General features: G+C 67.5%; 16 protein-coding genes and 1 pseudogene. 5 read left to right on the top strand and 12 right to left on the bottom strand.

Annotation, left to right across the window (positions count from 1 at the left end; all coding sequences use genetic code 11):
- Nucleotides 1–97: 97 nt before the first annotated feature.
- Both CR918_RS20280 and arfB read right to left on the bottom strand, forming a co-directional pair.
- On the bottom strand, nt 98–700 hold the full coding sequence (locus tag CR918_RS20280; protein WP_025875827.1) for a lysophospholipid acyltransferase family protein: 603 nt from the start codon (nt 698–700) through the stop codon (nt 98–100).
- A gap of 4 nt (nt 701–704) precedes the next feature.
- Nucleotides 705–1,136, bottom strand: coding sequence for an alternative ribosome rescue aminoacyl-tRNA hydrolase ArfB (gene arfB, locus CR918_RS20275; RefSeq protein ID WP_025875829.1), 432 nt, complete (start codon nt 1,134–1,136; stop codon nt 705–707).
- A gap of 134 nt (nt 1,137–1,270) precedes the next feature.
- On the opposite strand from arfB, the gene CR918_RS20270 reads away from it, so the two are divergent.
- From CR918_RS20270 to CR918_RS21215, 3 genes and pseudogenes are all read left to right on the top strand, one after another.
- On the top strand, nt 1,271–1,789 hold the full coding sequence (locus tag CR918_RS20270; protein WP_032978115.1) for a DUF2059 domain-containing protein: 519 nt from the start codon (nt 1,271–1,273) through the stop codon (nt 1,787–1,789).
- Nucleotides 1,790–1,856: 67 nt separating this feature from the next.
- Nucleotides 1,857–2,009: a hypothetical protein gene (locus CR918_RS21220; protein ID WP_165780924.1), complete on the top strand. Its 153-nt coding sequence runs from the start codon at nt 1,857–1,859 to the stop codon at nt 2,007–2,009.
- Between the two features lie 115 nt (nt 2,010–2,124).
- Nucleotides 2,125–2,238: pseudogene (locus tag CR918_RS21215) on the top strand (DUF2059 domain-containing protein); the annotation flags it as partial.
- Nucleotides 2,239–2,314: 76 nt separating this feature from the next.
- Here the strand turns inward: CR918_RS21215 and CR918_RS20255 are convergent.
- The 4 genes from CR918_RS20255 to CR918_RS20240 form a co-directional block, all read right to left on the bottom strand.
- Nucleotides 2,315–3,052, bottom strand: a complete 738-nt coding sequence (locus CR918_RS20255) for a pseudouridine synthase (protein WP_025875833.1) — start codon at nt 3,050–3,052, stop codon at nt 2,315–2,317.
- A 146-nt stretch (nt 3,053–3,198) separates the two neighbouring features.
- Nucleotides 3,199–3,783, bottom strand: coding sequence for an O-methyltransferase (locus CR918_RS20250; RefSeq protein ID WP_415847033.1), 585 nt, complete (start codon nt 3,781–3,783; stop codon nt 3,199–3,201).
- Entirely contained in the window at nt 3,783–5,438 is a 1,656-nt protein-coding gene (ubiB, locus tag CR918_RS20245; RefSeq protein WP_099844640.1) for a ubiquinone biosynthesis regulatory protein kinase UbiB, read from the bottom strand. Before ubiB ends, CR918_RS20250 begins: the two co-directional genes overlap by 1 nt.
- A complete protein-coding gene (locus tag CR918_RS20240) occupies nt 5,435–6,070 on the bottom strand; it encodes a ubiquinone biosynthesis accessory factor UbiJ (RefSeq protein WP_025875838.1) in 636 nt (211 codons plus the stop codon). The genes ubiB and CR918_RS20240 overlap by 4 nt, the downstream gene beginning before the upstream one ends.
- 366 nt (nt 6,071–6,436) lie before the next feature.
- Here CR918_RS20240 and ddlA point away from each other — a divergent pair, with 366 nt between their 5' ends.
- Nucleotides 6,437–7,534 (top strand): D-alanine--D-alanine ligase, encoded by a 1,098-nt coding sequence (ddlA, locus tag CR918_RS20235; RefSeq protein WP_099844639.1) that lies wholly within the window; start codon nt 6,437–6,439, stop codon nt 7,532–7,534.
- Between the two features lie 85 nt (nt 7,535–7,619).
- Here the strand turns inward: ddlA and CR918_RS20230 are convergent, their stop codons facing one another.
- The 3 genes from CR918_RS20230 to oleC all read right to left on the bottom strand — a co-directional run bounded on the left by CR918_RS20230 (nt 7,620) and on the right by oleC (nt 10,538).
- Nucleotides 7,620–7,775, bottom strand: coding sequence for a DUF1328 domain-containing protein (locus tag CR918_RS20230; RefSeq protein WP_025875842.1), 156 nt, complete (start codon nt 7,773–7,775; stop codon nt 7,620–7,622).
- A gap of 121 nt (nt 7,776–7,896) precedes the next feature.
- Nucleotides 7,897–8,883: a 2-alkyl-3-oxoalkanoate reductase gene (gene oleD, locus CR918_RS20225; protein WP_088100785.1), complete on the bottom strand. Its 987-nt coding sequence runs from the start codon at nt 8,881–8,883 to the stop codon at nt 7,897–7,899.
- On the bottom strand, nt 8,880–10,538 hold the full coding sequence (gene oleC / locus CR918_RS20220) for an olefin beta-lactone synthetase (protein WP_099844638.1): 1,659 nt from the start codon (nt 10,536–10,538) through the stop codon (nt 8,880–8,882). The genes oleD and oleC overlap by 4 nt, the downstream gene beginning before the upstream one ends.
- A gap of 102 nt (nt 10,539–10,640) precedes the next feature.
- Between oleC and CR918_RS20215 the strand changes: the two genes are divergently transcribed.
- A complete protein-coding gene (locus CR918_RS20215) occupies nt 10,641–11,066 on the top strand; it encodes a YkgJ family cysteine cluster protein (RefSeq protein WP_025875849.1) in 426 nt (141 codons plus the stop codon).
- Between the two features lie 100 nt (nt 11,067–11,166).
- Here the strand turns inward: CR918_RS20215 and CR918_RS20210 are convergent, their stop codons facing one another.
- The 3 genes from CR918_RS20210 to CR918_RS20200 form a co-directional block, all read right to left on the bottom strand.
- Nucleotides 11,167–12,057 (bottom strand): alpha/beta fold hydrolase, encoded by an 891-nt coding sequence (locus tag CR918_RS20210; protein WP_033832736.1) that lies wholly within the window; start codon nt 12,055–12,057, stop codon nt 11,167–11,169.
- 125 nt (nt 12,058–12,182) lie between these two features.
- Nucleotides 12,183–13,199, bottom strand: a complete 1,017-nt coding sequence (locus CR918_RS20205) for a 3-oxoacyl-ACP synthase III (protein WP_025875853.1) — start codon at nt 13,197–13,199, stop codon at nt 12,183–12,185.
- A 102-nt stretch (nt 13,200–13,301) separates the two neighbouring features.
- On the bottom strand, nt 13,302–13,619 hold the full coding sequence (locus CR918_RS20200) for a DUF4156 domain-containing protein (protein ID WP_025875855.1): 318 nt from the start codon (nt 13,617–13,619) through the stop codon (nt 13,302–13,304).
- Nucleotides 13,620–13,685: the final 66 nt, after the last annotated feature.

Here is a 13,685-nt window from a genome sequence, read left to right as displayed (position 1 = left end):
GGGCAGACGGTACGGGATGGCAGCCGTCCACCCTACTCCTGTCACGGGCGCCCGGCATGTGCCGGACGTGGCGTCTACGCTGCCGGCGGCGGCTGGCTCAGACCGTGCCGCGGGTCTTGCCGATCCAGGGCCGGTAGAACTCGCGGATGGTCGCCATGTCTGCGGCATCATCGCCGGTCGGCGTGAACAGCGGGCCGATGCCGATGGTCTTTTCCGGGTAGTGGAAATACGCGGCCAGGATCGGCACGTCGGCCATCCGCGCAATCTTCAGGAAGCCGGCCTTCCAGTCCTTCACGGCCTTGCGGGTGCCTTCGGGGGTGATGGCGAACCACATCTTCTCGTTGTTGCGCAGCAGGTCCACGGCCTGGCCGACAGTGCCCTGCGGCGAGCTGCGATCCAGCGGGATCACGCCCAGCTTGTGCAGCAGCGGGCCCAGTGGCCACCAGAACAGCGAGGCCTTGCCCAGCACCTTCACTTTCATGCCCAGTGCGATCTTGGCGGCCATGCCCCACAGCCCGTCCCAGTTGGACGAATGCGGAGCGATGATGAAGACCAGCCTGGGAACGTTCGGCAGCGTACCGGTCACTTTCCAGCCGCCCATGCGCAGCGTGCAGCGCGCCAGCCAGCGCAGGAAACGGTTGGGCTTGACCTGCGGCATGTTCGGCGGAATGGCCGGCAGCAACGGCGTCGGGTTGTTCAAGCAATCACTCCCAGTCACGTGATGAGCGCCCGCGCTTGATCTGCGCGCGCCCGCGTTTGGCGTCCAGACGACGCAGTTTCGACCCGAAGGTCGGCTTGGTGGCCTTGCGTGGTTTGGGCACGCTCAGCCCGGCCTGGATGAAGGCCGCCAGCCGCTCGCGCGCATCCTCGCGATTGCGATCCTGGGTGCGGAAACGCTGCGCGTCGATGACCAGCACGCCTTCGCCGGTCATGCGCCGGTCGCGCCGCGCCAACAGGCGCTCGCGCAGCGGCTCGGGCAACGAGGGCGAGCCGGCCACGTCGAAACGCAGTTCCACCGCGGTGGAGACCTTGTTGACGTTCTGGCCGCCGGCACCACTGGCACGCACGAAACGCTCGACGATCTCGCCGTCGGGGATTTCAAGCTGCGCGCTGATGATGACCGGTCCACTGCCCATCCGCGCATTGTAGCGGCAGCCGCGTTGCCGTGGCTGCCATCGCGCCCCGTATGCCGCCGATCAGGCACCGAACACGCCGCCTTCGCCTTTGCCGGGGGTATGCTTGCCATCCCGTGTACTGCAGGACGCTCCGCATGATCCGCTTCGTTCCCTCCCTGTTGCGCCGCGCGACCCTGCTGCTGGTGCTGGCCGCAGCAAGCGCGCCGGTGCTGGCCGCAGCCCCCACCGATGGCGACATCAACCGCCTGCTGTCGGCCTCGCGTGCGCAGAGCATGATCGACACCATGCTGCCGCAGATCGAAGCGATGCAGCAGCAGCAGTTCCAGCAGGTCGCCGCACAGCGCAAGCTCAACGCCCAGCAGCAAGAACAGCTGCAGCGCATCCAGGCCCGTACCAGCCAGACCCTGCGCCAGGCACTGTCGTGGCAGCAGCTGCGGCCGATGTACGTGGATCTGTACAAGAAGACCTTCAGCAAGGAAGACGTGCTGGCCATGGCCGAGTTCTACGAGAGCCCGGCCGGCCAGAGCCTGCTCGACAAGACCCCGGCGCTGATGCAGAACGTGATGGTGGCGATCCAGACGCGCATGCAGCCGCTGTTCGCCGATCTGCAGAAGGATCTGGAAGCGATCGTCAACGAGCCGGAAAAGAAGTAAGACGGTAGCGCCGGGCCATGCCCGGCGAGCGCGAAGCGCGGCCGTTTCATCGCCGAAGCCGCCGGGCATGGCCCGGCGCTACCGCTACGGAACCTGCCAACCGAACAGATCCAGCGCCTTGATGCAGAACGTCATGGTGGCGATCCAGACGCGCATTCAGCCGCTGTCCGCCGATCTGAAGGATCTGGAAGCGATCGTCAACGAGCCGGAAAAGAAGTAAGACGGTAGCGCCGGGCCATGCCCGGCGAGCGCGAAGCGCGGCCGCTTCATCGCCGAAGCCGCCGGGCATGGCCCGGCGCTACCGCTACGGAACCTGCCAACCGAACAGATCCAGCGCCTTGATGCAGAACGTGATGGTGGCGATCCAGACGCGCAGTCAGCCGCTGTTCGCCGATCTGCAGAAGGATCTGGAAGCGATCGTCAAAGCCGGAAAAGAAGTGAGGCGGTAGCGCCGGGCCATGCCCGGCGAGCGCGAAGCGCGGCCGTTTCATCGCAGAAGCCGCCGGGCATGGCCCGGCGCTACCGCTACGGAGCCTGCCAGCCGAACAGGTCCAGCGCCTTCTGGAATTCACCGTCGACCGGCGCGCGCACATCCACCGTGCCACCATCCGGATGCGGAAAGCGCAGGCGCTCGGCGTGCAGCAGCATGCGGTGCACACCCTGCATGCGGAAGTTGCGGTTGTGCCGGCCATCACCATGGCTGGTATCGCCGATCAGGTGATGTGACAGGTGCTTGAGATGGCGGCGGATCTGCCGGAAGCGCCCGGTCAGCGGCTGGCAGCGCAGCAGCGCATAGCGCGAGCTGGTGAACTCGCCCACCGGTACCGACAGTTCGCCGGTAGCCAGGCGCTGGAAGTCGGTGACCGCCGGCTTCTTCACCGGCTTGCCGGGACCGCCATCCAGATCGTGGTCGACCTGCCAGGCCTCCTCGGCCGGCCAGCCGCGGCAGATGGCCAGGTAATCCTTGCTCACCTCGCCGCCCATCAACGACTTGCCCAGCGCACTGGCCGTATCACGGTCGAAGGCCAGCAACAGGCAGCCGCTGGTGGCGCGATCCAGGCGATGGACCAGGAAGATCGGCCGGCCCAGCTGCTCGCGCAGGCGATCGGCGAGGAAATCATCTTCGCCACGGGCCAGCTTGCTGTCATGGACCATCAGCCCGGCCGGCTTGTTGACCACGGCCAGTCGTTCATCCAGGTGCAGCAGCTGCAGGGGCGCGGTTTCAGTCTCGACCGCGGCGAGGGTGTCAGGTTCGGTACTCACCGCGCGATTATCCGGATGACGCGCTGAACAGGGTAGTGCCGGCCGCTGGCCGGCAACGTCGAGGTCGCCCGATGACTGCGGTTGCCGGCCAGCGGCCGGCACTACCGCACCAGGCCAGCGACCCGCACTACCGGGGTGACGCCCGGTCAGGTGTTGCGCAGCGCCAGCAGTTCGCCATTGCCCACCGGCACCAGGCTGGTGGTGAACGCCGCATCGGCGGCCAGCAGGGCGCGCAGCGGCGCCATCTCACCGGCATGCGAGGTGGCGTTGTCGACCACCAGCAGGCCGCCGGGGCGCAGTACCCGACGCAGCTGCGGCCACCAGCCCGCGTACTGCCCGCGATCCGAATCCAGGAACAGCAGGTCGATGCAGCCCTGCTCGGCCTGCGCCAGCCACTGACCGGCATCACCGTGGACCAGGTTGATGCGCTCGCCCAATCCACTGCGGGCGAAATTCGCGCGGGCCATCACCACCTTGTCGGCAGCGAACTCCAGCGTGGTCACCTGGCCATCGATCGCGGCCGCCGCTTCGGCCAGCCACAGCGTGGAATAACCGTTGGACGTACCGATCTCCAGCACGCGGCGGGCGTTGCCGAAACGCACCAGCACCGACAGCAGTTCACCGGTGTCGGCGGTGATGTTGAGCATGCGCCGACCGCGCTCGGTTTCGCACGCATCGTTGTCGCTGCCGAACTGCGCGAGCTCCTGTTTGAGCGCGCTCAGCGCATCCATCATCGCCACCACGCACGCGCCAGTGCGAACGCTCCAACCGCACCGGACACCCAGCTCCACGCCGGCACGTCGCCCCAGTACCAGCCCGGCGGCTGCAGCACGTACATCAACGCGGCGATCGCCAGCAGGCCGACGCCGGTGATCGCACCGACCGCATGCTTCTGCAGGCGCTGCACGCTGGCATCCAGCGCAACCAGATCGCGCGAGCGCATCGCCAGCTCATGGCGACCTTCCACCTGCTGGGTCAGCCAGGCGTGCACCAGGCGCGGCATGTCCGGCGCATGGGTCATGATTTCCGGCAGGCGCTTGCCGATCTCGCGCACCACGCGACGCGGGCTGTAGCGCTCGCGCAGGATCTTCGCCAGCACCGGCTTGGCCACGGCCCAGATATCGATCTGCGGGTCCAGCTGGCGGCCGACGCCCTCGATGTTGAGCAGGGTCTTCTGCAGCAGGATCAACTGCGGCTGCAGGGTCAGCTGGTAGCGCTGGGCCACGCGGAACAGCTTCATCAGCACTTCGGCCAGCGAGATCTGCGACAGCGGGCGGGTGAAGTACGGCTCGCACACCGAACGCACCGCCGCTTCCAGATCATCGATGCGCACGTTGTCGGGCATCCAGCGCGCCTGCACGTGCAGTTCGGCGATGCGGCGGTAGTCGCGGTTGAAGATGGCCATGAAATTCTCGGCCAGGTAGTACTGATCTTCCTGCGAGAGCTGGCCCATGATGCCGAAGTCCAGCGCGATGAAGCGCGGGTTGTCGCGGCGTGCCGGATCGATGTCGACCCAGATGTTGCCGGCGTGCGCGTCGGCATGGAAGAAGTTGTCGCGGAACACCTGGGTGTAGAACACCCGCACGCCCTTGGCGGCCAGCGCCTTGCGGTCGATGCCGGCCTTGTCCAGCGCGGCGATGTCGTCGGAAGGAATGCCCCATACGCGCTCAAGGGTCAGTGCACGCTCGGCGGTATGGCTCCAGATCACTTCCGGTACGTACAGGTCGTCGGAGTTCTCCCAGAAGCGGCGCAGCACGCTGGCATTGGCGCCTTCGCGCTGCAGGTCCAGCTCGGCGGCCAGGGTGTTCTCCACCTCGGCCACCACTTCGCGCGGGCGGATCTTGTCGGCGCGCGGATGGGTGCGCTCGACCAGCGTTGCCAACGAGTTGAGCAGGGCGATGTCAGCGTCGATCTGTTTTTCGATGCCCGGGCGCAGCACTTTGACCACCACCTGGCGGCCGTCGGCCAGGGTGGCCGCGTGCACCTGCGCGATCGACGCCGAGGCCAGCGGTTCTGTATCGAAACTGGCGAAGGCTTCGCTGACCGGCAGGCCCAGCGCTTCCTCGACGATGCGGCGCGCCGCGTCGCCGTCGAAGGGCTTGACCCGGTCCTGCAGCAGGGTCAGCTCATTGGCCACGTCCGGCGGCACCAGGTCGCGGCGGGTCGACAGGATCTGCCCGAACTTGACGAAGATCGGCCCCAGGTCCTGCAGCGCCAGGCGCAGGCGCGCACCCCGCGACTGTGCCGCAATGTCGGCTGAAGCGCGCGGCACGAACGGCTTGGCCAGGCGCAGCCAGCGCTCGGCCGGGGTGCCCTGCAGCAGGTCGTCAAGGCGGTAACGCAGGATCACCCGGCCGATGCGGCTGGCCCGCAGCAGCGCCTTCATGCGGCACCCCGCAGGCGCTGCACGCGTGCGCCGAGGCGCTCGACATCGTCGCGCAGCACGTCCACGTCATCGTGGAAGGCATCCAGCTCGGCACGTGGCACCACGTCGCGCGATTCCTCGGTGATGAATTCAGCGGCGCTATGGGCGAGGTCGATCGCCCCCTGGCGGGCATGCTGCAGGGCGCTGCGCAGGGTGTTGGCCACCTGCACGCCCAGCACGTCGCCGAACACGCTGACGAACGGCTGCTGCCAGTCCGGATCGAAGCCCTTGGCCAGCTGCTGCAGGCGGCGCGCCAGCTCGGCATCGCCGGCCACGCGTACGCGCCCCTTGCCGTTGTCAGCGCCCTGGCGGGCACGCGCCAGCAGCGGCAGCTGTGCCAGCACGCCGGCCAGGCTGCTGCGCACGGCCAGGTCGGCTTCCTGCGCATCCACCGGGCCGACACGCAACTGGTCACCGTCGACGCTGATGCGCATTGCCAGCGGCGGCGCGTCCAGGGTCAGGTCGATATGGCGACCGTCGAGGCTGGCCAGTGCGTGGCGGGTATCCGGATCCAGCGCCAGCGCGCGGTTCAGGGCGATCTGCAGGGCACGGCCAGCGACCGGCTTGAGGGACTTGAGCAGGGAAAGAGCCATGTGCGCATTCTACCTGCGTGGGTGGGGGGCTTGGGCCGGGCTGCCGCCCGGCACCCGCAGACGCAACGGCAACATCAAAAGCCGACGTCCTGTGGGGAGGCAGGGCGGTGTGGGTCTGCGGGGCCGCCGGCTCACACCCCGCGAACCCACACCACCCCGCCTTCGACAGGTTTCCGGTAGCCATTTGCGGTAGTGCCGGCCGCTGGCCGGCAACCTCAGTAGGTGTCGACCTTGGTCGACACGGTAGATCAGGGGCATGCGCAATTGACGCGTGCGAAGGGATTTCTGGTTCATCTGTGCCTCACGCGGAAGGCCGATGAAGGTTCATGCTATGGAGCCACGCAACGCACAGGACATCGCATTTCCATGGCACGGACACGGGTTGGCATCATCTTCGGTGGCAGGTCTTCCGAACACGAAGTTTCGCTGCAGTCGGCGAAGAACATTCTCGACGCGCTCGACCGCGAGCGCTTCGAACCGGTGCTGATCGGCATCGACAAGCAGGGCCAGTGGCACCTGAGCCAGCCGGACACCTTCCTGCTCAATGCCGAGGATCCGGCACGCATCGCCCTGCATCCTTCCGGTACCGCGCTGGCGGTTCTGCCCGGCGCCGAGCAGGCCCAGCTGCAGCCGACCGATGCGGGCAGCGCGCTGGGGCAGATCGATGTGGTGCTGCCGATCGTGCACGGTCCGCTGGGCGAGGACGGTGCGCTGCAGGGCCTGCTGCGCATGGCCAACCTGCCCTTCGTCGGCTCGCCGGTACTGGGTTCGGCGGTAGCCATGGACAAGGATGTAACCAAGCGCCTGCTGCGCGATGCCGACCTGCAGGTGGCGCCGTGGGTCTGCATCCGCCGCCATGAAGCCGATTCGGTCGATGTCGATGCCCTGATCGCGGCACTCGGCCTGCCGCTGTTCGTGAAGCCGGCCAACCAGGGCTCATCGGTGGGCGTGAGCAAGGTCAAGGACGCCGACGGTTTCGCCGAGGCATTGCAGACTGCGCTGCGCTACGACCACAAGGTTCTGGTGGAATCGGCCGTGGTCGGCCGCGAGATCGAATGCGCGGTGCTCGGCAACGAGCGGCCACAGGCCAGCATCTGTGGCGAGGTGGTGCTGCACGACGAGTTCTACGCCTACGACACCAAGTACATCAACGAAGATGGCGCCGAAGTGGTGGTGCCGGCCGCGATCGACGCGGCGACGCAGGCGCGTATCCAGGACATCGCGCTTCAGGCGTACCAGGTACTGGAATGCGCCGGCATGGCGCGCGTGGATGTGTTCCTGACCGCGGATGGTCGGATCGTCATCAACGAGGTCAACACGCTGCCCGGCTTCACCCGCATCAGCATGTATCCGAAGCTGTGGGGCGCCAGCGGCGTGGGCTACACGGCGCTGATCACGCGCCTGATCGAACTGGCGATGGAGCGGCACGACGCCGATCGCCGATTGCACAGCGCGGTGCGCTGACCGCGCTTCGGCAGTGCCGGCCGCCGGACGGCAACCCCGGGTAATCGAGGTTGCCGGCCAGCGGCCGGCACTACTGCTCAAGCGGTCATGTGCGCTTGCGGAACATCGAGATCACCGCCAGCACCAGGAAAACCACGAACAGGATCCAGGCGATGTTGCTGGCGGCACCGGCGATGCCGGAGAAGCCGAGCACGGCGGCGATGATGGCGATGACAAAGAAGATGACGGCGTAATGCAGCATGGTGCTCCTCGCAGGTGGTCGGCCGTGGGTGGCGTTGTGTCCATCCTGCGCATCTGCCGGTGTGCAACCGGTGATGGCGATCTCTGCGCGTAATGAAGGCTTCAGCGCGGTGATGCCGCCGTCATGATGCGGCCTTCAGCCGTCGCAGCCCTTCTTCGATGCTGACCTGCGGCACGTAGCCGAAATCACGGCGCGCTGGCTCCATGCTGTACCAGTGCGGCGTGCACAGCTGCTCGGCCAGGAAGCGCGTCAGCGGCGGCTCGCCACGCAGGCGCAGCAGCGGCCACAGCCGCTCGCAGATCGCGCCGATCCGATACGCCGTCTTGAAGCTGATCGCCTTGTCCACGGTTGGAGCGCCCACCGCCTGCAGCAGCTTGTTGACCAGCTCGCGCATCGGCAGCGGTTCGCCATTTGAAATGAAGTACGCCTTGCCGGCGCAGGCCGCACCCGGTGCCAGCGCCTCGAAGGCGAGGAAATGCGCCAGCGCGGCGTTGTCGATGTACGTGGTATCGACCTTGTTGTTGCCGTCGCCCACCAGGCGCAAACGGCCAGCACGTGCACGATCGGCCAAGCGTGGCACCAGCTGCTGGTCGCCCGGGCCCCAGATCAACCGCGGACGCAACGCCACGGTTGCCAGGCTCGCGTCATTGGCCGCCAGAACGCGCTGTTCGGCAATCGCCTTGGTCGCCGCGTAGGGCGCCTGGAAATCCTCGCCATACGGCACTTCGTCCGCACCCAGTCCTTCCACCGGGTGCGTGGCACGGTGAGTCACGCTGGGCGTGGAGGTATAGACCAGCCTGCCGATGCCATGCGCACGGCAGGCGGCGATGACGTTGTCGGTACCGACCACGTTGGCCTGGTGGTAGCTGTCGTAGCTGCCCCACGCACCCGCCTTGGCACCGTTGTGGAACACCGCATCGACGCCGGCCACCGCATGCAGCACCGCCTGCGGATCGGCCAGGTCACCGCGGATCTGGCCCACGCCCAGCGCCTGCAGTTGCGGGTAGTGGCTGCGGTTGAACGCCAGCACCTGGTGGCCACGTTCGACCAGGCCACGGCACAGCGCCTGGCCAAGGAAACCACCACCACCGGTGACCAGGATCTTCATACGCGCTTCTCCAGTTCGGCGCGGGCCCAGACGGCGAGCTTCTCGCGGCCGATCTTGGCGTTGTGACGGATATCGACGGGGAACGCCGGATGCATCAGCACGTGTTCCAGCTTCATCTCGGGCAGACGCGCAGCGGCCGTGGCATGCAGCGCCTTGCGCAGAGCAGGGCTGTCGGACTGGCCACGCTGCAGCTCCACGCACAGCACCGGCACCTGCGCACCGGCCGCGCCGACGCCCACCAGCGCAGTGCGTGCCACGCCGGGTACGGTGTTGAACACCGGCTCGACCTGTTCGGTGTACAGCGGTCCGTGGGCGGTTTCCACGCGATGGGTCTTGCGGCCACAGAACCACAGCCGTCCCTGCCCATCGAAGTAGCCGACATCGCCCATGCGATGCACGATGCGGACGCTGCCATCGGCCAGGGTTTCGCTGATCTTCGCCGCCGCCGTCGCCTGCGGACGGTTGAAATAACTGTCGGTGGCGGTCGGCCCGGCCACGGTGATCTCACCGATCTCGCCCACGGCCAGCACGCGCGCCTGCGACCAGTCCGGCAGCGGCGCATCGTCGATGGCGATGATGCGCACCTCGTTCGGTGCGACCACGCTGCCGACGCAGGTGCCGGCACCGCCCTCGGTGGCCGCGCGCGTACGCTCCAGCTCGCGCCCCTCGACCACCGCCACCGGCAGGCACTCGGTGGCCCCATACGGTGTCCAGAACTGGGCATCGGCCGGCAGCAGGCTGCGGATGGTGGCAACCACGTCCGGCGGCACCGGCGCACCGGCCGAGGTCACCCGGGTCACCGTCGGCAACGGCCGCCCGTGCCGCGCCAGCACCCGCATCAACGCAGGCGAGCCAAACAGCTGGGTCACGCCGAAACGCTGGATGGCGTCATGCAGGCGCGCCGGGTCGGCCTGGGCCGGCCGGGTCGGGTCCATGTCCGGAATCACCGAGGTCAGGCCCAGCGCCGGATCGAACAGCGCAAACGGCGGGAAGGTCGGCAGGTCCACCCCGCCCGCCTCCATGCCGAAGGCGCTGCCCAGCAGCTCGATCTGGCCGACGAAGTGGCGGTGGCGGTAGACCACGCCCTTGGGCACGCCGGTGGAGCCGCTGGTGAACAGGATCGCCGCCGTGTCCTCGCCATCGGTGTCGGCCAGCATCGGGCCACTGTTGGCGCCGGCACGCTCCAACGCGGCCAGCGTGGTACCGCCCCAGCCCAGGCGGCGGCCGACGGTCACCAGGCGGGTCGCCGAAGGCGCCCAGCGCAGCGCCAGCCGCGCCACGTGGGCCAGCGGGATGCCGATGAAGGCCTGCGGCTGTGCCTCGTCCAGGCACTGCTTCAGCGCGCGCTTGTCGATGCCCGGATCGACAAGCACCGGCACCGCGCCCAGCTTGAACAGGGCGAACATCAACAGGAAGAACTCCGGCGACGGCCGCACCATCACCACCGTGCGCACCCCGCGGCCGATGCCGTAACCGGCCAGGCCGGCCGCCATCGCATCGCTGCGGGCGTCCAGCTGGCGGTAATCCAGGGTTACGTCGTAGGCCGCCATGCCGTTGCCGGCGCCGCGCCGCCCGGGGCAGCGGATGGCGATCTGGTCGGGGCGTTCACGCGCCAGCTCGGGCAGCCGCGCGGCGATGTTGCAGGATCGGTTCATCCGTTCATTGTCGCCGCTTACGGAATTTCTTGCGCGGCGGCCGCCAGCGTGGAAAATCCGCATCCTCGTCCCTTTCCCGATGCCGCCCGAGGCGGCTTGCCCATGCAACATCCCTGCATGACCTGCGGCGCCTGCTGCACCCAGTACCGCGTGGCCTTCCACTGGATGGAATCGGACGAGGTCACCCCCGGCGGCGTGCCGCACCAGCTCACCGAGGTGCTCGACCCGCACCGCCTGTGCATGCGCGGCACCCATTCCAAGCCGGTGCGCTGCGTGGCGCTGGACGCGCAGATCGGCGTCTATTCGCGCTGCACGATCCACCCCAACCGCCCCAGCGTGTGCCGCGAGGTGGATGCATCGTGGGAGTACGGCAAGGCCAGCCCGCAGTGCGACAAGGCCCGCATCGCCTATGGGCTGGATCCGCTGACCCTGGCCGACTGGCGCTGGCGCGACGGCGCGGACAACGACGACGACCACCCGGACGACAACGGCAACAGCCCCTCGCCACAGGCGCCGATCGCCGCGTAGTGGTAGTGCCGGCCGCTGGCCGGCAACTTCATGAACCCGGCGCGCATTGCGCGCTTGCCGGCCAGCGGCCGGCACTACCGGGATCCGACCCGGGAACCGATCAGATCGGGTTCGCGTCCAGGAACGCCCGGATCTCCGGCACCAGCACTTCATGCTTGTCTTCCAGCACGTAGTGGCCGGCATCCTCGAAGGCATGCACCTGCGCCTTCGGCAACGCCGCCTGGAAGCCCTTCAGGAAGTGGTGGTCGAACACGAAATCACGCAGGCCCCAGCCGAGGAAGGCCGGACGATCGGCGAACGACGGCAGCGCCTTGCCGGCGCGCTCCAGCAGTGACCACGCCTTGTCGGCCGGCGACAGCGGAATGTCCTGCATGAAGCGGATGGTGCTGATGCGGTTGGCGTAGCTGTTGTACGGCGACACGTAGGCGCGGCGCACATCGGCGGGCATCTTCCGCTCCACGCCCAGCCACGAAGCACCGGAGGAGAACGCATTGAAGGTGCGGATGATCCACTCGCCGATCTTCCAGTGCCGGCCCAGCGCGATCTGCCACGGCATCTTCTTGGCCGCCGGCATCGGGAACGCGGCGGTGTTGAGCACCACCAGGCGCTTGACCTGGTCGTGGTGCGACAGCGCCCAGCCGAAACCGATCATGCCGCCCCAGTCGTGCACGGCCAGCGTCACCGGGCCGGTGATGCCCAGATGCTTCAGCAGCGCATCCAGATCATCCACCCGCGACTGCAGCGTGTACTCGTAGCGGCTGTCGTCAGGCTTGTCCGACAGGCCCATGCCGATATGGTCCGGCACGATGCAGCGGTACCTGTCCGACAGGCCGGCCACCAGCGTGCGCCAGTAATAGCTCCACGACGGGTTGCCGTGCACCATCACCACCACTTCGCCATCGCGCGGGCCTTCGTCGAGATAGTTCATCGACAGGCCGGGGCGGACCTCGAAACGCTGCGGGTGGGCGGGGTAACCGGGAAGCTGGGACATCGGATCGCACCTGTAGAAAGGGCCGGTAGAACCGGCCCTTGGACACTTGGAAACATCATCGCTGTCCGTCGCGAGCGATTGGCTGGCACGTGCGGACGGCGCGCAGCAGGTCAGCGGTGACTTTTTTACCAGACCACTTCGGCCATCGAGCAGTTCAGGCCCGAGCCGATGCCCAGAAGCGCGATGCGGTCGCCCTTCTTCAGCTTGCCCAGCTGCTTGAGCTTGCTCAGCACGATCGGCACCGAGGCCGGACCGATGTTGCCGTGCTCGCCGAAGATGGTCATGACCTTCTTCGGGTCGATGCCGAAATTCTTGATGAACGCCGCGGTGTGCGGCTGGCTGACCTGGTGGATGACGAACTGGTCCAGCTCTTCCACGGCCCAGCCCAGTGCGATCTTGGCGGCGGTGAAGGTCTTCTGGGCCAGCTTGATGCCCTCGATCAGCAGCATGCGGGTGTCGGTGACCATGCGGTCCAGGTTGCCCAGGCACAGCTGGTTCCACTCGGTGGCCGAGCGGGTCACGCCACCCTTGTAGCGCGGCGCGTCGGGCACCAGCTCCGAACGGGCCATCACCATCGCGGCTGCACCAGAACCGGTGGTCAGCGCCGCCAGCTCGTTGCGGAAGTCGTCAGCGGTGACGTCCGGCGCGGTCATCCGCTCCAGGGTCTTTTCGTACACCAGGTTGGCGGTCTCGCCATCGACCACCAGCGCATAGTCGATCTCACCGCGCTCAAGCATGCGCGCAGCGATGTCCATGCCGTTGATGAAGGCCAGGCAGGCATTGGCGACGTCGAAGGTCATGCACTCGTCGCTGACACCGAGGTTGCCGGACACGATGGAAGCGGTGGACGGCTCCAGGTAGTCACGGCTGACCGAGGTGTTGATCAACAGGCCCACCTGCGTCGCATCGATGCCTGCGTCTTCCAGCGCCTTGCGGCCAGCCATGGTGGCCGCATCGGACGCCAGGACGCCGTTGTCCCACAGGCGGCGCGCGTGGATGCCGGCGATGTCGCCGAGGACGTCGGTACGGATACCAAGGCGATCCAGCGTCGGCTGCAGGCGTTCGTTGATTTCCTTGGTCGTCAGCGTGTGCGGCGCATCAACGTGAGCCAGGCCGGCAATCGAGACATTCTTGAAGAGCATCGAGGTTAGCGCCAAGGCTCAGGCAAAGGGGGCGCTATTCTATAACCCCCCGGGCCTTCACCGCATCTTTACGAATTCAGCCTTGGCCGTATGGTGAAGGATTCAGCGCGGCGGGCACTGGAAGGCGGCGAAGCGCTGGCTGCCATCGGCAGGGGCCGCAGCGGCCTGCACGGCGTTGGCGCCGGTGGTCGGGGCCTCGTTGCGGGCCAGGGTTTCCAGCTCTTCCTGCACGCGCAGCGGGTTGCGGTTGTAGAAGCCGACCTTGCTCTTCACGGTCACCACTACTTCGCCCTTGGAGATGCAGCCGGCCGGTACCGGGCCTGCTGGCAGCACGCGGGTCGCCTTGCCGGCCGGTTCGATCGGCACCCAGGTGCAGGCGGTGACGGTGAGCAACAGGGACGACAGCAGCAGAACGCGCATGGGCAGGATCCTGGAAGGGAATGTCAGGAGTGTGCCTGAACCGTCTGAATCAGGGATAGCCGGAGA

Origin of the sequence: Stenotrophomonas indicatrix (genome assembly GCF_002750975.1) — a bacterium.
Classification (GTDB): Bacteria; Pseudomonadota; Gammaproteobacteria; order Xanthomonadales; family Xanthomonadaceae; genus Stenotrophomonas; species Stenotrophomonas indicatrix.
The sequence above is the reverse complement of the archived record's forward strand: the minus strand, read 5'-3'. Positions and strand labels throughout refer to the sequence as shown.

Coding starts and splice junctions, on each gene's coding strand:
- arfB (WP_025875829.1), bottom strand. CDS start 1,136: ATGGGCAGTGGACCGGTCATCATCAGCGCGCAGCTTGAAATCCCCGAC.
- CR918_RS20270 (WP_032978115.1), top strand. CDS start 1,271: ATGATCCGCTTCGTTCCCTCCCTGTTGCGCCGCGCGACCCTGCTGCTG.
- CR918_RS21220 (WP_165780924.1), top strand. CDS start 1,857: ATGGCCCGGCGCTACCGCTACGGAACCTGCCAACCGAACAGATCCAGC.
- CR918_RS20250 (WP_415847033.1), bottom strand. CDS start 3,783: ATGGATGCGCTGAGCGCGCTCAAACAGGAGCTCGCGCAGTTCGGCAGC.
- ubiB (WP_099844640.1), bottom strand. CDS start 5,438: ATGAAGGCGCTGCTGCGGGCCAGCCGCATCGGCCGGGTGATCCTGCGT.
- CR918_RS20240 (WP_025875838.1), bottom strand. CDS start 6,070: ATGGCTCTTTCCCTGCTCAAGTCCCTCAAGCCGGTCGCTGGCCGTGCC.
- ddlA (WP_099844639.1), top strand. CDS start 6,437: ATGGCACGGACACGGGTTGGCATCATCTTCGGTGGCAGGTCTTCCGAA.
- CR918_RS20230 (WP_025875842.1), bottom strand. CDS start 7,775: ATGCTGCATTACGCCGTCATCTTCTTTGTCATCGCCATCATCGCCGCC.
- oleD (WP_088100785.1), bottom strand. CDS start 8,883: ATGAAGATCCTGGTCACCGGTGGTGGTGGTTTCCTTGGCCAGGCGCTG.
- oleC (WP_099844638.1), bottom strand. CDS start 10,538: ATGAACCGATCCTGCAACATCGCCGCGCGGCTGCCCGAGCTGGCGCGT.
- CR918_RS20215 (WP_025875849.1), top strand. CDS start 10,641: ATGCAACATCCCTGCATGACCTGCGGCGCCTGCTGCACCCAGTACCGC.
- CR918_RS20210 (WP_033832736.1), bottom strand. CDS start 12,057: ATGTCCCAGCTTCCCGGTTACCCCGCCCACCCGCAGCGTTTCGAGGTC.
- CR918_RS20205 (WP_025875853.1), bottom strand. CDS start 13,199: ATGCTCTTCAAGAATGTCTCGATTGCCGGCCTGGCTCACGTTGATGCG.
- CR918_RS20200 (WP_025875855.1), bottom strand. CDS start 13,619: ATGCGCGTTCTGCTGCTGTCGTCCCTGTTGCTCACCGTCACCGCCTGC.